The following is an 18625-nucleotide window of genomic DNA, read 5'->3' on the forward strand; positions in this document are numbered from 1 at the left end:
CCATTTTAGATTTTAGGTTAAAAGTCTTTACCTAAATTACGATTCGGTATAAATTTGAAACTTTTTATCTAATAAATCAAATTCACCTATTTAACAATAAGCCCAAATTTATGAACCTCAAAAACAAAACCCTGCTAATCACTGGGATTGATGAACTTGTCGGTTTGCGTACAGCCGAGTTAGCTATAGCGCAAGGAATGAATGTTCGTGGACTGCAAAGTTCTACTGAACAGAACAAACAATTACAGAATTTAGGTGTTGAAGTAATTATTGGGAGTATTATCGATTCTGCTATTGCTCAAAAAGCTTGCCAGGGAGTAGATATCGTTTTACATACAGAGCAAATTGCCGAAGAAGCTGGCGCAATTAACCGTTTTCGTGATGTTAATGTTGGCGGTACAGTCAATATAGCTAAAGCCGCTAAACAAGCTGGTGTCAAAAGATTTGTGCATCTATCCAGTGTGATGGTTTACGGTTTCAACTATCCTAATGGTATTACAGAATCCGGGCCACTCTCTGGCGAAAATAATCCATACTGCCAAACGAAAATAGAAGCTGAAAAAGCACTATTAGAACTAAATAATGCTTCCGATTTTGGCATCATCATTATTCGAGCCGGAGATGTTTACGGCCCAGGAAGTATTCCCTGGATAGTCAGGCCAATTCTGATGATGCGTCAAAAATTATTTGCCTATGCTAACGATGGTAAAGGAGTAATCAATCATGTATATATAGATAACTTGATTGATGGAATTTTTATTGCGATAAAAAAAGAAATCTCTGGTGAAATATTTAATATCACCGACGGACAAGAAACTTCGTGGAAAGAGTATTTTATGCGTTTAGCAGCAATCGAAGGTTTATCAGCACCGCTTTCATTGCCGAAAGATGAAATCAAGTTGTTTCTAAAGCTACGCGTTCAAGGACAAAAACTTTTTCGCAAAAAAGTTGATATCTTACCAGAGTCGATAGATTTTATGACTCGTCCCTATGCTTGTTCCATTGCCAAAGCACAAAACCTGTTAAATTATAAACCAACAATTGACCTAGAAGAAGGAATGCAGCGAACACATGAATGGCTGCAAAAAACAGATATTCAAAGCTTGATGAAATAGTCTTTTGGGGGTGGGGAGTAGGGAGAATATAAAAATTAGAATAGTAGATTGGGTTGAGGAAGGTAGCAAGATTCCGCAGGGTAACCCAACATTATCAAGGCTTTGTTGGGTTTCGCTTATGCTCAACCCAACCTACTAAATTCTCACTTTTTACTTTTGGATTATTACGTTGCATCTGCCTAAGAATTATCTGCAATTAAGCATTTAATAATCCACAAGTTTTTAGAATAGTTGTTTTCTATGAGTAGCAATTAGCCACGATTGAGCATCGGATTACCTGTATATAATGGTGAAAAATTTCTCAAAGAAGCCATTGATTTACTCTTGGCTCAAACCTTTGAAGATTTTGAGCTAATTATTTCAGATAATGCATCTACAGATAAAACTGAAGACCAACCCAAAAATCACCTATTATTCACTACAAAACTATGTTGAAATTACCTCAGCTTTGTCATGTTTTGCTTGCTACTTTAGTGAGCTTCAGCTTTGCTAAAACAGTAAATGCAGAGCCAACTGCAACACTAAGTGTTGTGGTAAATGGAGTACATCACCAAAAAGGTGAGATTTGCTTCAGAGTTTACGCAAATGAACAAGGATTTCCAATGAGTAATTCTAGCGGATCTCAAAGTGGCTGCGTTAAGATTACTGGCAATTCTGTAAAAAAACAATTTTCCGGTTTGAAACCTGGAACTTATGCTGTTGCCGTAGTTGACGATCAAAATGGCGATCGCAAACTCAATAAAGACTTTTTCGGTATTCCCAAAGAAGGTTTTGGGATTTCCAAAAATCCAACTGTCTCCATACAAACAGGTTCGCCAAAGTTTCGTGATGCCAGCTTTGTTGTAAACAAAAATACAACAGTCAACATCATCATGAAATATTTGCTGGATTCATAAAGGGAATAGGGGACAGGTTACAGGGTACAGATTATTTCCTGTAACCTGTTCCCTGTCACCTCTCTTTCTTGAGAATTACGGTTTAGATCACACCTACATGTAAACAAGCCGATATTCTACCGGAGACTAAAAATTTAATGGAAGATTTGGCGATATTTCTGTCTAAGTCTTTGACGGGTTGGTTGGTTATTCAGGTGTGTTTAACGCTTGTCTTTATATGGTATCTGCGCTCATCTAAAAAAAAATTACTACCAGATGACCAGTTGCCCAAAACAGCAGTGATTCTTTGCCTACGCGGAGCCGATCCGTTTTTGCCTAGATGTTTGCGATCGCTCCTGAATCAAAACTATCCACAGTATGATTTAAAATTGATCGTTGATAGTCACGAAGATCCCGCTTGGAAAATTGCCAGTGAAACCATCACAGAGCAAGAAGCGACCAACGTTCAAATCAGCCCTTTGAGAATAGTACGCAACAATTGTAGTCTCAAATGCAGTTCTTTAATCCAAGCTGTCGGTGAGTTGGATGATTCTTACAAAGTGGTTGCTTTAGTAGATGCTGATACTATAGTCCATGTAAATTGGCTGCGAGAATTAGTTAGTCCTTTGGGGGATGCGAAAGTAGGGGCAACAACCGGTAATCGTTGGTATGTACCTACAGGTAAATATTGGGGATCTTTAGTGCGCTACGCCGGCAATGTATCCACAGTGGTGCAAATGTTTCTCTTCCAGATTCCTTGGGGTGGGACTTTGGCTGTGAAAACAGAAGTACTTCGCCAAACAGAACTGCTTGATAAGTGGGGACAAGCTTTAGGCGAAGATTTTATGATGCACGACATCCTCAAAAAACACGGGTTGCAGGTAAAGTTTGTGCCTTCACTGCTGATTGTAAATCGTGAAGAGACTAATTTATTCAACTTAATAGATTATCTCAAGCGCCTCATCCTTTATTCTCGACTGTATCACCCACGTTGGTTAGCTTTAGTTAGTGAAGCTGTTTCTAGCATTTTGTTTCCTACTGCACTGATCATTTTAGTTCTTGAGTCGTTGTTAGAGGCAAAATGGGAAGCTGCGGCTCTCTTGTTAGGCTGCTATGGTGTCTATACTGTAGGGTTACTCTTGATAATGCTTGTGTTGGAGTTAGAGATACAGCGAGTGGTTCGCTCTAATGACCAGGCGATGCCTATCGGCAAGCCCTTCGGGTTCGGGAGTTCGCAGTCGACGGGAACCGCCAAGACTGCGACTCCCTCACCGTTCCACGTCTACGCAAAATTATCAGCTGCTACAATCATCAAAATGTTGATTGCGATTCCCTTGACACAGTGGGTTTATGGGTTAGCGATGCTATCATCCCTCTGGGTTTCAACAGTCACTTGGCGCGGTGTTTCCTATCGGGTTCAAGGGCCCTGGAATGTCCGCCTAGTCGAATATCGCCCTTATCAATGGTTAGATCAGCCTATTGATAGCAAGGTTTCTCTTTGAACTAAATCGCTAAATATGAACTAGGGCATGAAAGTTATTACACTAAACATTCCCTAGTCTTCAAATTATATAATCTTATATTTAGTAGAACTATATTAGTTATAAACCAATACGCTTGGGTTAAGGCTAAAACCCTTTGTGAAATCAATTTTTTTAATGAACCACAGAGGCGTAGAGAAGCCAGTGCGCCCTTGCGGTTAAGAGACTTGTTCGCGCAGCGTCTCCCCTTGGGAGAAGCAACTGGCGCGACACAGAGAGAAGGAAAAAATGCTTAACTGAACTGTATTGAGTTATAACCTTTGTTAAAATACACGTTTTTGCTTGTTAATTACCTAAGTGTATTTGTATTCATGGCAAGGGTTTAGACAAATATATTAAGGGGAGCTTTGGCTTATTATTTTGGAGATTTTGATAGTTTCTAATCCAGGTTTAAAAACATCCTCTTAACAATCAATAACTTCGGCTATTTGAAAAGGCGTAAGTCCTTAGTCTAACTGTATTAGTGGGAATTTCTGAGCCAAATAATCAGGATGTTCATGAAGCATTTCCTGCGTAAGTTCTAAATTCAAAACCCGCATTTTCGTGAAATATTGCTTTTTTATGACTAAGAAACCACTTCGGATTGCACTGTTTACAGGATTGTACGCTCCTTTCTTAACTGGAGTTTCCGTCGCAGTCCACCAACGGGTTCGTTGGTTGCTAGAGCAGGGACATGAGGTTTTTCTAATCCATCCGCAAATCAACGATCGCTATCCCAAAAATGTTGGCGATCGCCCCATGCCAGGTTTAAATGAAATTCAGTCTTTCCCCAACTTCTCTGCTTACGCATTCCCCACCCAACCACTGCTATTTTACAAGTCTCTGCCTCAACCATTGAACTATCGCCATTGGAGCGATACCAAGTTGCTGAAGAAATTCCAGCCCGATATTATCATAGTTGAAGAAGCCGCGCAAATGAGAGGTTTATACTCATTTTTCTTGCAAGGTTATGGTCGCCCAATCGGTACTAAATACGCAAGACGAACAGGCACGCCAACAATATCACTCTTCCATACAGATATTGTTGCATATATCAAATATTACTTTGGGGATAAATTCTTTAACTTTGTTCGGCCGATCATTCCTGCTTTAGTCAAGCAATTTAGTGAGTCTTATGACTTCAATTACTTTTCTTCTAAAGAACAACTCACTAAATACGAAGAACTGAAATGCCAACGTGCCGAATACGTCCCTTATCAAGGCATCGATTGCGAAAAATTTCATCCGCGAAACATTTGTTATAACCCTATTCCTAACGACAACCGACCAACTCTCTTGTTTGTCGGACGCATCACCCCGGAAAAGAATGTCAACCAACTGCTTGATATATTTCCACTCATCGCTGCCAAAATTCCTGATGTTCATCTGGTGATTGTTGGTAGTGGCCCACTAGATGAGGAAATTCGTCAGCGTGCCGAAAAATTTGGATCGGGTATTACTGTATGGGGCGAGTCTCACGGTACAGAACTTTTAGGTTGGTTTGCCAGAGCCGATGTCTTTGTCAATCCCTCCATTACGGAAAACTTCTGCACTACAAATAACGAAGCGCTAGCGTCTGGAACCCCTCTGGTTGCAGTTATTGCACCCTCAACCTCAGAACAGGTATCTCCTGGACGTAACGGCTTTCTTGCCCAACCCAACAACCCCACAGACTTTGCCCAAAGGGTGATTGCGATTTTAGAAAATCCCGAATTGAAAGCAGATATGACTCGGAACGCTCGCCCCTCAATACTCGACTTTGATTGGTCGGCATGTATGCAAAAATTTGAAGAGAAACTTTACCAAATCGTTGAAGAAGGCAGGAGGAGCAAATCATCTAGTCAGGGAGAGGTTCATCGAACTCACGTTAATTAGCGATCGCTTCAGTTTAACAAAGTCTGTTAGTTCAAGAGTGTGATCGTAGACCGCGTAATATCATCTCAAGTTCCCTCCCCTTTATAAGGTCCGGGTTAGGGTGGGGTAAAACCTTGGTTAATCAGCTATTTCAGACTTGTGTACTCCACCCTAGCCCCGCTTGCGAAGGAGGGATTAAGGGGTGGGGTTCTTCCGGTTTAATAAGCAATCAAGCCGACATCAAACAAAGCCTGCTTATGCAGGCTTTGTTTTAGATAACCCCAGACTAAAGCTCTGTGGGCGCTTTCATATTTTTGCAGGAGATTGAAGAACTAATTTTAATCAACTGCTCTCTTCACTGCATTGCCTGCATCTTCGGCTGCATTCTGGGTATTACCCTTGATATTTTCAATTCCTCGCTGAGTCCCCTTAACAACACCTTTCCGAACTTCTTCAGCTGAACTGCCGATATCTTCACCCAGATTTCTCCCTCTTTGACCCAAGGGTGTACCTTCCTTGAAATTGCGGATATATTCCCCTGGACTATTCACCCCTTTCTGGTCAATATTTTCTTGAGCATTTTTTGCCAGCGCATCACCTCTGTCATTCGCTGCCTTTTCATCTGTCGCTCTAGGATCTACATCACTAAAGTTATTTATCCCACCAGCAGGAGAAGATAGAGGATAATCTTTTGTGGGATCGTATCGTTTGGTATAACCTGATTGCTGCTCAGGCTGTGGTGGTTGTGTTGCTATTCCTGGAGCGCCACAAGCTTGTGTCAGAAATAAGAATATTCCTGCAAAAAAAACAGTTAAAACTTTCAAGGGACGAATGCTTTTGAGCCAATTCATTGCTTTTTTCATACTTCTACTCCGTGCATTTTTGTGACTAAGTTAAACTTCAACCAAGATGGCATTTGGAATTAATTTTGCATTCCAAGCATTCAGACAAAATAAGAGTTCTATCTGCCTACTGCTGGATTTGGCTGTAATTCAGGTCTAGCAACAGCTTTATCTCCCTTATCTTGCAAAAAGCCGGAAGCTTTTTCAACATTCTCTTTTACAATCTCAATCCGGTCTTGAATCCGATCTCCTATGTTTGGTTCATTCTGAATCAAACCACCTGGTTCAGGTTGTTGGAAGTCCTTATCTGTGATGATTGGCAGTTCTGCTTCTTTCTGGACTCGACCTGCTGGTGTCTCAGCACCAGGATAAAGTATCTCGGATTCTCTATCTGTTGTAGCAATCAACAATTCCGAACTTGGTTGTAAGCTAGCTTGGTCGCGTCCCCGATTGGCTTTTGGGTTTGCTATTTTCGGATCGGTAGACAATCTGTTGTTGGTATAGTTGTCTCCACCATTTTTATAAGGATTGTTTGCTCCACCAGCTTGTACAGCAGGATTTTGTGGATTTGCACCTTGAGCATTTGCCCCACTACAAGCTGTGCTAACTATCAACAATAGTCCAGCTAAAAAGATAGTTACTATCTGGCGCAATCTTATTTTTTTCAAGAATACTCTCACAGTGTTCACGTAGTCCTCCTTACCAAAATATTAATAAGTTAAGAGTTTGCTGAATCTTTGGAGTGGTCAGCAAGTTATTGTGCTTGTCTTGGTTCGCTCATTTGATAACCTTTTTTAAGGATATGAATAATAAAATGCTCTTTACCTCTAGCGCAGGCTACATTTTAAGTACTACAAAAATAATATTTTTATCTAACTCTAGAGAGATATAAAATAAAGTAATATAGGTTTCGTAAAAAGAACTACATCAACCTGTTTGATACTTCAAAAGCTTTGAATAGGTAGCTGATGTACTGTAATAGTTGAGGCATTGGCCCCTTGTTGCTCTAACCGTTAAATTACTAAATTGATGAAGCAATTTTCACGTTGGATAATTTTGGGCGCAACGCTGTTTTTTTTAGCGAAAGCTCTGAAGGATAACTGGATTGGAGTGAATGCCATCCGCATTGATGGGGTAGGATGGGCAATTATAGCGATCGCTACAGGCGTCACTTTACTAGCACATACTTGGGCAGGCTGGATCTGGACTTGGATTCTGCAAGAGTTAAATCAACCTGTATCGCCTCCCCAGTTCATCCAAGTTTACCTAAAAACGAACATAGCTAAGTATTTACCAGGTAATATGTGGCATTACTACGGGCGAATTGTGGCCGCCAAAAATGCCAATGTTTCTGCTGGTGCAGCCACCTTAAGCGTTTTGCTAGAACCCCTACTCATGCTAGCGGCTGCTTTAATCATCATTGTCTTATGCAGTAGCCAATTTGCAGCAGCTAATAGTACTTTTGTTCTGCAAATACTACAATTGCTGAGTTTAGCTATAGTTCTTTGTGCGATTCATCCTTGGTTTTTAAACCCAGTTATTGGCTTTTTGTACAGATTGAAAGCAAAAAAGTCTGCTGTCACGACTGAACCAACTGTTCCCTTCAGTCTTAAAAGCTATCCCTTACGGCCTTTGTTAGGAGAATTGGGCTTTATGGGACTACGCGCCACTGGGTTTATATTAACTATGTTCGCCTTGGGTTCGTTGAATGTGAATCAAGTTCCTTTGTTATTAGGGGCTTTTAGCTGCGCTTGGTTGTTGGGGCTTGTGATTCCGGGTGCGCCTGGTGGGTTAGGTGTTTTTGAAGCGACTGCGTATGAACTTTTACGACACCACTTTCCATCTGCCCTAGTATTTAGTGCGATCGCTCTATATCGCCTCATTAGTATTCTAGCTGAAACTGCTGGTGCTGCTTTGGCTTGCTTAGACGAACGCCTTGCTAAATCATGAATCAGACGACACTCATTTTTGTCTATCTACCTTCATCTGTGAAAACACACGATAAGCATCCAGATTTAACTGCGGATTACTGCTTTCGTCTTCTTCGATCTTAATTAAGTTGTATTCTACATTTTCTGCGTAAATTGCAAACGTTATATTAAAAATTTCCATAAAATTGATTACCCACTTACACTCATATTCAGGATATTTTTCGTAATAGCGAATCAGATGAGCAATTTTAATCTCTAAATGCTTACGGGAATTTCTACAAATCAAAATAGTCTTTAACAGGATAATAACCAATGTTAAAGAGTGACCTTGAGTAAGCAATAGTATAAATAATAACGAAGGTTCTTTTCCATTTTCTGTTGTCAAACAATCAATAACTCGATTACAGGTTCTCAAAAATAATTCCTTAGTGAGAATTTCTTGATTATAATCTTTCTTCCATAAAGATAAATTTTCTGCAAACTGCTGCCGCAAAGTCTTAACTAATTCTTGATTATCTACAGAAAAAAATAGATATTTTTCTATACTTATTTTAAATTGTTCAAGGGTTTGCCCTTGAGTTTGCTTAATAAATATATTGGCAATATTCTCATGGCTAAATACACCCTTTTTTAAAACAATCGCTTTTATTAAACGCAAAACATTATCTCCCAAGGCACTGGGATTTTTGTAGCGTGTTGTGCTTGAGACGGCAGATTGAGAACGAGCTATATACATTGCCAGTTCAAACTTATATTTATCTTTAATCTGTTTATAAAGCTTTCTGGCAGCCTCTTGTTGCTCTCTTGGATTATTCTCATTAACAGATTGAGCAACTAAGAAATAGGAAGTGTAGCGATTAGCCCAATGACCTTTATATAATTCGTCATGTTTAGCAGCAAATAGTTTTATTTCTTGATAGTCTTTGCTATTTATAAAATTCTCTAGCCAGCTTTTACAGATATTTATTGCTGGAAAATAATTAGCTTTTAATTCTAGGTTTTTAATAGCAAATAAATTAACTAATTCTTGGATATACTTATCTTTTCTGTTAGTTTTCCAAGTATTAATTATTATATATATGCACCGCTTAAGTGTATTACGAAAATCATCTTCTTTCTCATCTAAAAAAATCTTGTATATTCCAGGTATAGAATAACAATATTGTGAATCGAGTCCGTCTATAAATAAAGCTTTGAATTTGCGTAAAACTTCATCTGGCGACATTGTGTTGACAGTTTCTATGAAGAAAGTATAAACCTCTTCTTGTGCAATTTGCACATTTACCTGTCTAGAGTGAGACGTAATACAATGGGGATATTCCTGACTAATTGATAAACTATTAGCGGTCATTTCAGTTATCAGGATAAAAAGGTTTCATATTCATATTATTACCAGCTTAACCTTGGTGAACAGTAGCATCAATCTATTCTTGAGAAATTCAGTAATCTTTTTACACAAATTTGATAAACTCCGGCTATAGATAAAGTATTAAAGATAAATTGTTTAATTCTTTATCAAATACTCCAGTGGAACTGCTTACTCTTATAGCGATTCTCATTTGCATAAGCTACATGGGTAGGGACACGGCATTACCCATAGGTGTCAACTTAAGCAAAACTTTCGGCTTGACTCACCCGCCTGGAACTAAAGTTCCTGGCTACAATCTTTAGTCTACTTCAGTAGACTAAAGATTCTTGAGTATATTTAGTCATCTGAAGATGACTTTTGCTATTAGCAAGGAACTTCAGTTTCTTGCGGGACATGACTTTTACGTTAAGTTCACACCAATGGGCATTACCGTGTTCTTATTCGTGTTCATCTGTAGTTAATTCTTTTTTCTGTACCTTATACCAATTCACGAAAACAAAGTTAGAGGATTTGGCGTAAAAATCAGTGAACTCAATCCTGAAGATTCCTTAACCTTGCAAGAACAGGGCATTGGTGGGAAACGAAAGATGATGTGTGGAATATTTGTCCCAGCGACTCGTAGCAAGGAAGAAGAGGAAACGTGATCATGGTTGCTACCCAACCCAAAATTTCCCTATCTCTCGATGCTGCGGATACGACAATAATGCACCGCGTCGGAATGACCGGACTTTACATGACTTTAAAGCGGTTAGAAAAGCAATATCCCTTATCTCGTTAACAGGGAGGACATATATCATGGTTTTTGACTGCTGATAATTTAGTGAAAGGAATTCATTGGTGGTCTAATTTTTGGGAAAAATTGGTAATAGAAGATTCAAAAGGATATTTATTTAACCAGTTATTTTCCAATCGAGAAGGATTCATCATAATGGCAGAGAATAGTGAAGAAGACAAGCAGTATCTTATTTTTATTAAGGTATTTCAGCAAGCTATGAAGGGCAACTTTGCTAAAATGTATGCCAAAGCAGAGGAAGGAAAAGATCCACCAATTAAGAAGAAAGTTGAACGATTAAGGGCAGAGCTAAACTATTGTTATGATGAATTGTCATTCAAGGAATATTTGTCCGACTTTTTAGTAATAGGGGGATTAAATAAGTATTTTAATGAGCATCAAGAAGAGATTTCACTACTAATTAAAAAAACATCTTGGCAAGAACTAAGAATTTGGTCATTGTTAGCGATCGCCAGTTATAAACCCAAAGATCAATCCACCAATAGGGATGATAATTCATTCCCAAACAATCAAAACCTAGAAGAAGTGAATGATGAGTCAGAAGAAGAATGACAATAATATCCCAAATTATTATCTTTACGGAACAGTCCTCACTCGTTATGGTTTAGCGTCCTTAAATCATGACATTAGACGAGGAAATAAGACTATTCTGCAAAAAGGCTATTGGAATGGTAAAATTCATTCTTTTGTAGGTTCAAGTGCAATTCGTTGGGCGTTACGTTTTTATCTTCAAAAGCAAGGTTACTTATGCAGAGAGCATTCACAAGTGGAAGGAGAAGTACCGGAATTTCCTACAAGACCCGACTGAACCAAGGATTGAGAAAGTTTTGATTGTTACGGATGACAATCGTCGGTTATTGCTCAAGGACGCAACATTAGAGCAAATCAAAGAGATTCTAGAAAACTACAAGTAGCAATGAAGATTCTTCACATTAGTTTGACCCAGCAAGGCAGGAATAATGTTTCTTTGCGCTATTTTTGGGACAATTCTGCTAATTACCAGGAACACAAATTGCTTTTGACTGAAATCAATGAGTTAAGTCATAGAGCAGACACTGACTACTATACCCGTCTCCCTGTAGATTATAATATCACTGGACAAGCACTCTACAATTGGCTAGATAACAGTGATCGCGTTTTAGCCAATGCCCTCAATCAGTGCCATCCGCAAGGTTTGATCATCGCGATCGCCACTTCGCAGGGACTAGCTCATCTGCCGTGGGAACTGCTACACGATGGTCAGGACTTCTTGGTAAAGAAAAGACCGTCGATTATTCCGGTACGATGGGTGTCCAATGGTAAACCGATAATGATGAGCGCAAACGCTCCTCAAAATCGCCCCCTCAATGTACTGTTTATGGCGACCTCCCCTTTAGGAGTTGAACCGGAATTAGATTATGAAGCGGAGGAAGGACGAATTTTAAATGCAACCAAGCGCAGTCCAATGAACTTGAGAGTGGAAGAAAGTGGTTGTTTAACTGAGTTAGCTTATGTGGTTCGGGAGTACGAAACAAGTTACTTTGATGTATTTCATTTAACAGGTCATGCTACTTGGAAGAATGGAAAGCCCTGCTTTTTGACAGAAAACGAATATGGCAACCGAGTTGATAGCAGTACAAGCGCAATCTTTGATGCCCTGAGACCCCCCTTACCGCCTTTAATTTTTCTATCTGGTTGCCGTACAGGTGATTCTTTCTATGATGCAGTTCCCTCAATGGCAGAAGAATTATTAAATATGGGTGCAACTGCTGTGCTTGGTTGGGGTGAACGAGTCCGTGATACCGATGCCACTTCTGCCGCTAGTCAATTGTATTGGGAGTTGTTTCAGGGGGGAACGGTGACACAGGCGATCGCTTCCACCTATAAAAAATTAATTGACGCCTAATGTGAATTAGGAAAAAAGGCGGGAGAAGTAAGAAGATGAAAGTTACCAGCAATTCATTTCAGACTTCCCCCATGACTAGCATAGACTTTGGAACGTTAATCACAACAATCTTTGTCATAGTAGATGATTGGTATGACAAGCAAGTAAAAAAGACAACACTGTTAAAACCAGGGGTGAAAGCAAGCATGAGTGATAGTGAAATCATGACACTAGCACTGGTAATGGATTATCTGCCATTTCTTGGAGAAACACAATTTCTCGGTTTCATTAGAGGAAATTACATTGAATGGTTTCCTTTCTTTACTTGACCAAAGTCAATTCAATCGTCGGTTACGCAAATTAGATGGGATGTTAGAGGAGCTACGTCGCACTTGGGTAGAGCAATTGGGTGGATTGAGTGAAAAATATTTTATTCTTGACACCAAACCATTACCAGTATTGGGACTCAAACGTGACAAGCGATATAGTGACTTTGCAGGAAACGCTACCCCTGGTTGGTGTGCTGCGAGGGAGATGCGTTATTTTGGCTACAAGCTAGTTATGTTGTCAACATGGAATGGAATTCCGATATCTTATGACATTGTGCCTGCTAACACAGATGAGAGAATTGCTGCTGAGGGTGTCTTAGAGACTGTTAAATATAGTCATATTTACGCAAGCCTTGGGATTTATTTCTGCCGATTGGCTCTTCCCGCCATCGCTCGTCGCACTGGTAATCGCATCTGGACACTAAAGCGCGAGAACCAGCATCTTCAACATTCTGATGATTTGAAGCGTTTAGAGAGTCGTGTTCGCCAGCGTGTAGAAGGTGTTTTTCACGAAATTCAAAATACTGGTCGTAAGGAAAGAACGCTTACTCAACAAAACTGTTGACGGCTTTTGTGTACATATTGCTGCCTTTCATTGCATCTCACACACTACGTTTGTTGCTTCGCCGACATTTTGGCATTAATGTTCTCACTTTCCAGTCTCAACCTCTTTAATTCACATTAGGCATAATTGACCAAAGAGTAGACATCTCCGAAAACTGCCCAAGTATCTCTGTGACTAACTTATAGGGTGCGATCGCCAGTGAGAGCAATCAGCTAGTTTCGACGAGAGAATAGGAGTTTGAGATGTTTGTTGTTAATAATCCGACAAAAAAACGTGGCTATGTGCATTCATTTTCTCTCAGGTAAACGCGTATATTTCTGCTGGTAATACAAGTGCCCCAATTCGTAATCTTACTACTCCACAAATTGTCAAAATTACTTGTTCATAATTCCAGCAGTTTTAAGCATGACCCCTCAGAAAACAGATTGTATACCGGAACAGTTCAAATTTGAACCTGTATTGTCATCTCCAATCATAGTTAATTTGATAGCGATCGCACTCAACAATTACTTGAAAATGTGCTTCAAGCGAATGAACAACCGCTATCTATGACAGCAGTGGCGAAACGCCTTGGTATCCTAAGCGAGTTCTTTACAGGCATTTCCCAGAGCTATGCCGAGCGATTTCAGCCGAGTACGTTAAGTATATGAAAGAATCTCGCATCAAACGAATTGAACACTGTTGCGAGGAGGTAAAACAAGCTGTTAGGCAAGTTCACACTGAAGGTCTTTATCCTAGTGAGGCAGCTATTTCAAGGCTGTTGGCTAAACTAGGATGTTTTCGCGACAAAAAAGTTCGCGCAACTTTTTGGGCAGCGCGAAGAGAAATTTGTTTGGAACCATAACCTTGCCACCCTTTATTGGAAGCATAAGCTTGCCGTTGCGGCAAAGTTATGGGTAAAGTCACAACCTTGTATAGGAGTCTTTTCGTATGTCAAATGGGGGTGGAGGGACTTGAACCCACACGACCTATTACGGTCAACGGATTTTCATTCTCCCGCAGTTTTCACTGCTACCTGATGGCTTTAGCAAAGTCAGGATTTTGAGAATTGGACTCTCCCTTTACCCTCGGCTTAACGTTAGGGTAGCTCCCGTCGCGTCTCTGCACCTTCCCTTAATTTTGGATTTTGGATTGTAGACTAATCGCAAATCTAAAATTTTTGGGCTTGGCTCAGGATTGCCATGTCTGTCACCAGATTTAGGTTTCCCTGAGTTTGAGAGCTTCCACTTGAGGGATTTCTCCTTCAAGGCTCAGTTATCTAAGTCCGTAGCGTCTACCATTCCGCCACACCCCCGCAGGTGTTTGGCAACTAGTATAACTAGTTATTTTTTGGAGGCAGCAAATACCTCCTCATCTATTCCACCATCAATTGTGTCTTTTGTCCAACTAGATTGAAAATATTTTTTCCAGATTGGGCGATTGTTTTCTAGAGTTACAAGTTTTCCTTGTTTCCTCGTAATCAATCTGGATGAGTTTTCCATCTTGTCTTACTAGAGCATTTTTTATGGCAGATTTACTATCCTAGCATAATACTACCTTTTGTCAATCAATCTGGGCATAGAAGAGGAATTCTGGGGTAGTTATGTTGCAATACGCTTGGGTTAAGGCTAAAACTCTTTATCAAAGTCATTTTTTTTAACGATAAACCACAGAGGCGCAGAGAAGCCAGTGCGCCCTTGCGGTTAAGAGACTTGTTCGCGCAGCGTCTCCCCTTGGGAGAAGCAACTGGCGCGACACAGAGAGAAGAAAAAAATGCTTAACTGAACTGTATTGAGTTACGTTGACCAAGAGGCAAGGGAGCAGGGAGCAAGGGGAAGAAGTCAAAGGGACAAGGAGAATTGGGGACAAGGGGAAAGACTTATTGCAAGTTCTCACTTCTTGTCCCCAATTCTCCCCTGCCCCCTGCCTCTTCTTTGAAAGCGTCATAACTATACTTTCCTCAGTTTCGCTCTTCAGCCTATGATGGAAAACAGATGCTTAAGACTTGAAAGTTTATGATTGTCGCCCTGCTGTATCTGATTTTGGCTGGAGCTTACCTTCTGGTAATCCCAATTGCTATTTTGCTGTACCTGAAGCAGCGTTGGTATGTAGCTACCTCCATCGAGCGTACCTTTATGTACTTTTTGGTGTTCTTCTTCTTTCCGGGTTTATTGGTTCTATCGCCGTTTCTAAATTTTCGACCCCAACGGCGACAAATTGAAGTTTAACTAAAAGTTTAACTAAATTGGTAGGTCATAACTCTCATGCGACGGATTGACGCTATTGGAATTGGCTTGGGCGTTTTTATTGCTGGCGGCTTGGCTTATGTAGGATTGCAGCTAGTCGGTTTGGATAATCAGCAAGCTGGTATATGGAGCCAAGTCTTACTAGTCAGTGGGTTAGTTGGCTGGTTAGCCACCTATTTTTTCCGTGCGGTGGGACAAAAAATGACCTACCACCAACAACGGGAACAGTATGAGCAAGACTTTCTGCAAAAACGGTTAGATGAGCTTACTCCCGAAGAACTAGCACGAATTCAAGCCGAAATAGAACAAGAAGAGCAATCTCAGGTGTAAAGTTATCATTGGTTCAGTTGTCGTTTGTCCTTTGTTGAGTTACAAATGACCAACGACTAATGACCAATGACTAGTACCGCAAGGCAAAAGTCAAAAGTTAACACTGAGCGAAGTCGAAGTGTCACGCATAATTCTATTCCAACCTTTTGCGCCATTTGAAATGGTATGTTTATTTACGCCGTGCTGTACTAGTGACTAATGACTGCGATTTCTGATTGCTTTGAAACCCTTGGGCAAAATGGTGAGTGCGCTTTAATTCCGTTTATTACTGCTGGCGATCCAGATTTAGAAACAACAGCAAAAGCGTTGCAGGTTCTAGATCGTAGTGGAGCCGACATTATAGAACTGGGTATACCCTATTCCGATCCTCTAGCTGATGGGCCAGTAATTCAAGCTGCTGCTACCCGCGCCTTACAAAGGGGTACGAAATTAGAGCAGGTGCTAGAAATGTTGCAAGGGATTACTCCCAAATTGCGATCGCCCATTGTTCTGTCGATCTATTACAACTCAATTTTGCACCGGGGGATTGAAAAATTTCTTCAACAAATTGCTGCTGCTGGGGTCGCAGGATTGGTAATACCTGACTTACCTTTAGAGGAAGCAGCAGGTTTGCTCCAAGCAGCTAGTAAGATGGGAATTGACGTAATCTTGTCGATCGCTCCCACTAGTTCTGCCCAACGGATAGAAGCGATCGCTCATTCATCCCTTGGTTTTATTTATTTAGTCAGCGTCACAGGAGTAACAGGGGTGCGATCGCAACTGGAAATCCGCGTGTCCGATTTACTCAAACAAATTCGTAGTGTTACTGATAAACCCATCGCAGTCGGCTTTGGGATATCTGAAGCTGCCCAAGCTCGTCAGGTAAAGGAATGGGGTGCGGATGCTGCGATCGTGGGTAGTGCTTTTGTGAAACGGTTAGCAGAAGGCACACCAGAGCAAGGACTTTCGGCGATCGCCCAATTTTGCCAAAGTCTCAAGGCTGCCATCAAGACCACCAGCACCAGCACAAATACTCCTGTTGATTAGACCAATAAAGTAGATTAAAAAAGTATAACAGCGCAGTTTTTCTATGCTTGTTTGGTAGACAATTTGACCGTTATGGTTTTGAATATTAACATCAGATATCATGATGTAAAAAAACTAGCTGATCCGGTCGCTTATAGTTTGAGTATTATGTGAAGTCAAGTAGGCATAATTTATGAGTGTGAGAGTGAGTCAATCACAAATAGTTATAATTAGGTCGCAATTGAGGAGCAAAGGCGATGAGTGAGAGTATGGCGTTTATCGGTGGGGTTGCTGTAGCTGGGCTAGCGGCTCTTGTATTGCTCAAAGGAACAAATACCCCCCTACAGCCTAACTTTGCTGTTGCTCCGCAAATGCCAGGGACTGTAGTAGCGCCGGGAATGCAGCCACAATTGTATCCTTATGGGCCTTATGGACAACCAATGTATCCCGGTCAGGTTCAGCCACCGACTGCTCCCAATACTGACCAGCGTCTGGAGATGGAGAAGCTGAACACGCAAATGCAGTTGGAGCGTTTAAAAAACGACAATGAACAGCTGAAGTTGCAAAATCAACAGCTCCAAGGTCAAGTTCAAAATTTCAATACTCAGCAGCAGTGGCAATTAGCCCAGCAGAATAACCAACCAAAAACAGCAGCAACATTCCAGCCGCAAAATACTTGGTGGTCTTCACCCGTGCTTTGGGCTGTGGGAGGCGCAACTCTCACTATTGGTGGTGGTGTTGTCGTCGCTGGGGTATTGGCTTTATTCTCACCACGGCAGCGTCCAGCCCGGACTGTACAAGTTATTCACCCCTACCAAGGAAATACGCCGCCCTTGGTTCCAGTCCGTCGTGCTGAGTTTTTGCCTGCTTCGCGAATGGAAGCAAGACGAGTGGAAGCCCCAGAATACGACGAAATGCACTAATGGGAAATATTTGTTACTAGAAATAGCAATTACTACAATTGTGAGTAAGTGTAAGTAAAAAATGTTGGACAAAAGCATTTAGGTGAAAAGTATACAGGTTAGCACTGTTAAATTCTCACCTAGATGCTTTGCTTTTACATAAATTATTAATCATTCAAAAACAGTCGTTTGAAGTTCAGAGGGATTAAAAAAATTGTCAATCTTGAAGCTGGGATGAATTTTTTGGAAAATTTTTATGCTTTGCATGAAGAATAGATATAAATGTTGCAAAAGTTACTAAGATATCGATGGAAATCTACATTAGTAACAACACTTAGTTTGTATGAAAAGGATACATCTGGCTTCTGCCACAGCAGCAATTCTTGCTTTGTTAAGCCTTGACACGCAACAGGCAAAGGCTATTACAATTTTCACTTCACGTATTGATTGGAACACCTCTGTCTCAGGAAGTGACACATTCGTTGAAGATTTTGAAAGTTTTACTTCTGATACAGAATTCAGAACCACCCCTGTTAACGTTGGAGAGTTCACACTCCTTCAAGTCGGCGATAATCCTGCATTCCGTAACTTGATTGAGGTGTCACCTTTCCAGTTCAACGACAATAATGGTACAAATCATGCCTCAGTATACACTAATTTTGGGGCTACCAAAGTAGACTTAACTTTAAATACTCCAGTTTTTGGATGGGGAGCAGATTTCTTTAATGCAAATGGTGGAGAAGGACTGAATTTAGACCTTGTGTTGGATATAGGTGGAGTTTTGGACACCATTCCAGTAACAGTCAACGATGGCTTCTTTGGGTTTGTGATTAATCCTGTAGAAGACATTCGTAAAGTGACTTTCAGATCACGAACTAACAATCTAGGACCAGGAGGGGAAGGTTTCGGATTGGACAACGTGACTGGGGCAATATCTGAGGGACGAACCATACCTGAACCTGCTTCTGGATTAGGTTTATTAGCGTTTGGCGCTTTAGGTGTTGGTTCACTACTGAAGCGCAAACAGCAGTACAAAGTCAGAGCGAAAGTGTAAACTAACAACGTTAGTATAGCTTCCACAGTTTCCTTATCTTCGTGTCTATTGG

At 40.7% G+C, this 18625-nt stretch carries 22 protein-coding genes; 18 read left to right on the top strand and 4 right to left on the bottom strand.

The features are described from left to right. The first annotated feature begins 110 nt into the window (after positions 1 to 110). The 5 genes from LC653_RS23170 (at position 111) to LC653_RS23190 (ending at position 5385) form a co-directional block, all read left to right on the top strand. Positions 111 to 1115, top strand: coding sequence for an NAD-dependent epimerase/dehydratase family protein (locus LC653_RS23170; RefSeq protein ID WP_229497081.1), 1005 nt, complete (start codon positions 111 to 113; stop codon positions 1113 to 1115). A gap of 261 nt (positions 1116 to 1376) precedes the next feature. Continuing rightward, on the top strand, positions 1377 to 1550 hold the full coding sequence (locus LC653_RS23175) for a glycosyltransferase family 2 protein (protein ID WP_443689861.1): 174 nt from the start codon (positions 1377 to 1379) through the stop codon (positions 1548 to 1550). Beyond that, entirely contained in the window at positions 1544 to 2011 is a 468-nt protein-coding gene (locus tag LC653_RS23180) for a DUF2141 domain-containing protein (RefSeq protein ID WP_229497082.1), read from the top strand. The genes LC653_RS23175 and LC653_RS23180 overlap by 7 nt, the downstream gene beginning before the upstream one ends. Before the next feature lie 137 nt (positions 2012 to 2148). After that, a complete protein-coding gene (locus LC653_RS23185) occupies positions 2149 to 3492 on the top strand; it encodes a glycosyltransferase family 2 protein (RefSeq protein ID WP_229497083.1) in 1344 nt (447 codons plus the stop codon). A 600-nt stretch (positions 3493 to 4092) separates the two neighbouring features. Further along, positions 4093 to 5385: a glycosyltransferase gene (locus LC653_RS23190; RefSeq protein WP_229497084.1), complete on the top strand. Its 1293-nt coding sequence runs from the start codon at positions 4093 to 4095 to the stop codon at positions 5383 to 5385. 317 nt (positions 5386 to 5702) lie between these two features. On the opposite strand, the gene LC653_RS23195 is transcribed toward LC653_RS23190, so the two are convergent. Together LC653_RS23195 and LC653_RS23200 are read right to left on the bottom strand one after the other, a co-directional pair. Next, positions 5703 to 6227 carry a hypothetical protein gene (locus LC653_RS23195; RefSeq protein ID WP_229497085.1) on the bottom strand — a complete coding sequence of 175 codons (525 nt, stop codon included), beginning with the start codon at positions 6225 to 6227 and terminating at the stop codon, positions 5703 to 5705. 98 nt (positions 6228 to 6325) lie between these two features. After that, complete coding sequence (locus tag LC653_RS23200; RefSeq protein WP_229497086.1) at positions 6326 to 6895, bottom strand: DUF6658 family protein; 570 nt, start codon at positions 6893 to 6895, stop codon at positions 6326 to 6328. 340 nt (positions 6896 to 7235) lie between these two features. On the opposite strand from LC653_RS23200, the gene LC653_RS23205 reads away from it, so the two are divergent. Then, positions 7236 to 8156 carry a lysylphosphatidylglycerol synthase domain-containing protein gene (locus tag LC653_RS23205; RefSeq protein WP_229497087.1) on the top strand — a complete coding sequence of 307 codons (921 nt, stop codon included), beginning with the start codon at positions 7236 to 7238 and terminating at the stop codon, positions 8154 to 8156. Positions 8157 to 8168: 12 nt separating this feature from the next. On the opposite strand, the gene LC653_RS23210 is transcribed toward LC653_RS23205, so the two are convergent. Next, positions 8169 to 9488 (bottom strand): Sll1247 family protein, encoded by a 1320-nt coding sequence (locus LC653_RS23210; protein ID WP_229497088.1) that lies wholly within the window; start codon positions 9486 to 9488, stop codon positions 8169 to 8171. A 503-nt stretch (positions 9489 to 9991) separates the two neighbouring features. Between LC653_RS23210 and LC653_RS23215 the strand changes: the two genes are divergently transcribed. The 7 genes from LC653_RS23215 (at position 9992) to LC653_RS23240 (ending at position 13057) form a co-directional block, all read left to right on the top strand. Further along, on the top strand, positions 9992 to 10150 hold the full coding sequence (locus tag LC653_RS23215; protein ID WP_308189127.1) for a type I-MYXAN CRISPR-associated protein Cas6/Cmx6: 159 nt from the start codon (positions 9992 to 9994) through the stop codon (positions 10148 to 10150). A gap of 2 nt (positions 10151 to 10152) precedes the next feature. Further along, positions 10153 to 10284 (top strand): hypothetical protein, encoded by a 132-nt coding sequence (locus LC653_RS46320; RefSeq protein WP_267923159.1) that lies wholly within the window; start codon positions 10153 to 10155, stop codon positions 10282 to 10284. A gap of 24 nt (positions 10285 to 10308) precedes the next feature. Beyond that, positions 10309 to 10851 carry a CRISPR-associated protein Cas8a1/Csx13 gene (cas8a1, locus tag LC653_RS23220; protein ID WP_229497089.1) on the top strand — a complete coding sequence of 181 codons (543 nt, stop codon included), beginning with the start codon at positions 10309 to 10311 and terminating at the stop codon, positions 10849 to 10851. Further along, on the top strand, positions 10829 to 11107 hold the full coding sequence (locus LC653_RS23225; protein ID WP_229497090.1) for a hypothetical protein: 279 nt from the start codon (positions 10829 to 10831) through the stop codon (positions 11105 to 11107). The genes cas8a1 and LC653_RS23225 overlap by 23 nt, the downstream gene beginning before the upstream one ends. Before the next feature lie 108 nt (positions 11108 to 11215). Beyond that, positions 11216 to 12184, top strand: coding sequence for a CHAT domain-containing protein (locus LC653_RS23230; protein ID WP_229497091.1), 969 nt, complete (start codon positions 11216 to 11218; stop codon positions 12182 to 12184). A 35-nt stretch (positions 12185 to 12219) separates the two neighbouring features. Then, on the top strand, positions 12220 to 12492 hold the full coding sequence (locus LC653_RS23235) for a hypothetical protein (protein WP_229497092.1): 273 nt from the start codon (positions 12220 to 12222) through the stop codon (positions 12490 to 12492). After that, on the top strand, positions 12467 to 13057 hold the full coding sequence (locus LC653_RS23240) for an IS982 family transposase (RefSeq protein WP_229497093.1): 591 nt from the start codon (positions 12467 to 12469) through the stop codon (positions 13055 to 13057). The genes LC653_RS23235 and LC653_RS23240 overlap by 26 nt, the downstream gene beginning before the upstream one ends. A 729-nt stretch (positions 13058 to 13786) precedes the next feature. Here the strand turns inward: LC653_RS23240 and LC653_RS23245 are convergent. Further along, a complete protein-coding gene (locus LC653_RS23245) occupies positions 13787 to 13963 on the bottom strand; it encodes a hypothetical protein (protein WP_229497094.1) in 177 nt (58 codons plus the stop codon). 1088 nt (positions 13964 to 15051) lie between these two features. On the opposite strand from LC653_RS23245, the gene ndhL reads away from it, so the two are divergent. The 5 genes from ndhL (at position 15052) to LC653_RS23270 (ending at position 18573) form a co-directional block, all read left to right on the top strand. After that, positions 15052 to 15264: an NAD(P)H-quinone oxidoreductase subunit L gene (ndhL, locus tag LC653_RS23250; protein WP_100900242.1), complete on the top strand. Its 213-nt coding sequence runs from the start codon at positions 15052 to 15054 to the stop codon at positions 15262 to 15264. A gap of 36 nt (positions 15265 to 15300) precedes the next feature. Then, entirely contained in the window at positions 15301 to 15612 is a 312-nt protein-coding gene (locus LC653_RS23255) for a DUF3007 family protein (RefSeq protein WP_229497095.1), read from the top strand. Positions 15613 to 15810: 198 nt separating this feature from the next. Continuing rightward, the gene (trpA, locus tag LC653_RS23260) at positions 15811 to 16638 is read left to right on the top strand and encodes a tryptophan synthase subunit alpha (RefSeq protein WP_229497096.1); all 828 of its coding nucleotides are present in this window, start codon (positions 15811 to 15813) and stop codon (positions 16636 to 16638) included. 236 nt (positions 16639 to 16874) lie between these two features. Beyond that, complete coding sequence (locus LC653_RS23265; protein WP_229497097.1) at positions 16875 to 17540, top strand: heterocyst differentiation related protein; 666 nt, start codon at positions 16875 to 16877, stop codon at positions 17538 to 17540. Positions 17541 to 17862: 322 nt separating this feature from the next. Continuing rightward, positions 17863 to 18573: a PEP-CTERM sorting domain-containing protein gene (locus tag LC653_RS23270; protein ID WP_229497098.1), complete on the top strand. Its 711-nt coding sequence runs from the start codon at positions 17863 to 17865 to the stop codon at positions 18571 to 18573. The last annotated feature ends 52 nt before the right edge of the window (positions 18574 to 18625 follow it).

It is taken from the genome of Nostoc mirabile CHAB5784 (genome assembly GCF_020829645.1).
Lineage (GTDB): Bacteria > Cyanobacteriota > Cyanobacteriia > Cyanobacteriales > Nostocaceae > Nostoc > Nostoc mirabile.

Bases quoted from the DNA above. Each gene is read 5' to 3' on its own strand.
- LC653_RS23205 (WP_229497087.1), top strand. From the start codon at position 7,236: ATGAAGCAATTTTCACGTTGGATAATTTTGGGCGCAACGCTGTTTTTT.
- ndhL (WP_100900242.1), top strand. From the start codon at position 15,052: ATGATTGTCGCCCTGCTGTATCTGATTTTGGCTGGAGCTTACCTTCTG.
- LC653_RS23235 (WP_229497092.1), top strand. From the start codon at position 12,220: ATGAAAGTTACCAGCAATTCATTTCAGACTTCCCCCATGACTAGCATA.
- LC653_RS23185 (WP_229497083.1), top strand. From the start codon at position 2,149: ATGGAAGATTTGGCGATATTTCTGTCTAAGTCTTTGACGGGTTGGTTG.
- LC653_RS23230 (WP_229497091.1), top strand. From the start codon at position 11,216: ATGAAGATTCTTCACATTAGTTTGACCCAGCAAGGCAGGAATAATGTT.
- trpA (WP_229497096.1), top strand. From the start codon at position 15,811: ATGACTGCGATTTCTGATTGCTTTGAAACCCTTGGGCAAAATGGTGAG.
- LC653_RS23255 (WP_229497095.1), top strand. From the start codon at position 15,301: ATGCGACGGATTGACGCTATTGGAATTGGCTTGGGCGTTTTTATTGCT.
- LC653_RS23195 (WP_229497085.1), bottom strand. From the start codon at position 6,227: ATGAAAAAAGCAATGAATTGGCTCAAAAGCATTCGTCCCTTGAAAGTT.
- LC653_RS23225 (WP_229497090.1), top strand. From the start codon at position 10,829: ATGATGAGTCAGAAGAAGAATGACAATAATATCCCAAATTATTATCTT.
- LC653_RS23270 (WP_229497098.1), top strand. From the start codon at position 17,863: ATGAAAAGGATACATCTGGCTTCTGCCACAGCAGCAATTCTTGCTTTG.
- LC653_RS46320 (WP_267923159.1), top strand. From the start codon at position 10,153: ATGGTTGCTACCCAACCCAAAATTTCCCTATCTCTCGATGCTGCGGAT.
- LC653_RS23180 (WP_229497082.1), top strand. From the start codon at position 1,544: ATGTTGAAATTACCTCAGCTTTGTCATGTTTTGCTTGCTACTTTAGTG.
- LC653_RS23210 (WP_229497088.1), bottom strand. From the start codon at position 9,488: ATGACCGCTAATAGTTTATCAATTAGTCAGGAATATCCCCATTGTATT.
- LC653_RS23170 (WP_229497081.1), top strand. From the start codon at position 111: ATGAACCTCAAAAACAAAACCCTGCTAATCACTGGGATTGATGAACTT.
- LC653_RS23265 (WP_229497097.1), top strand. From the start codon at position 16,875: ATGAGTGAGAGTATGGCGTTTATCGGTGGGGTTGCTGTAGCTGGGCTA.
- LC653_RS23190 (WP_229497084.1), top strand. From the start codon at position 4,093: ATGACTAAGAAACCACTTCGGATTGCACTGTTTACAGGATTGTACGCT.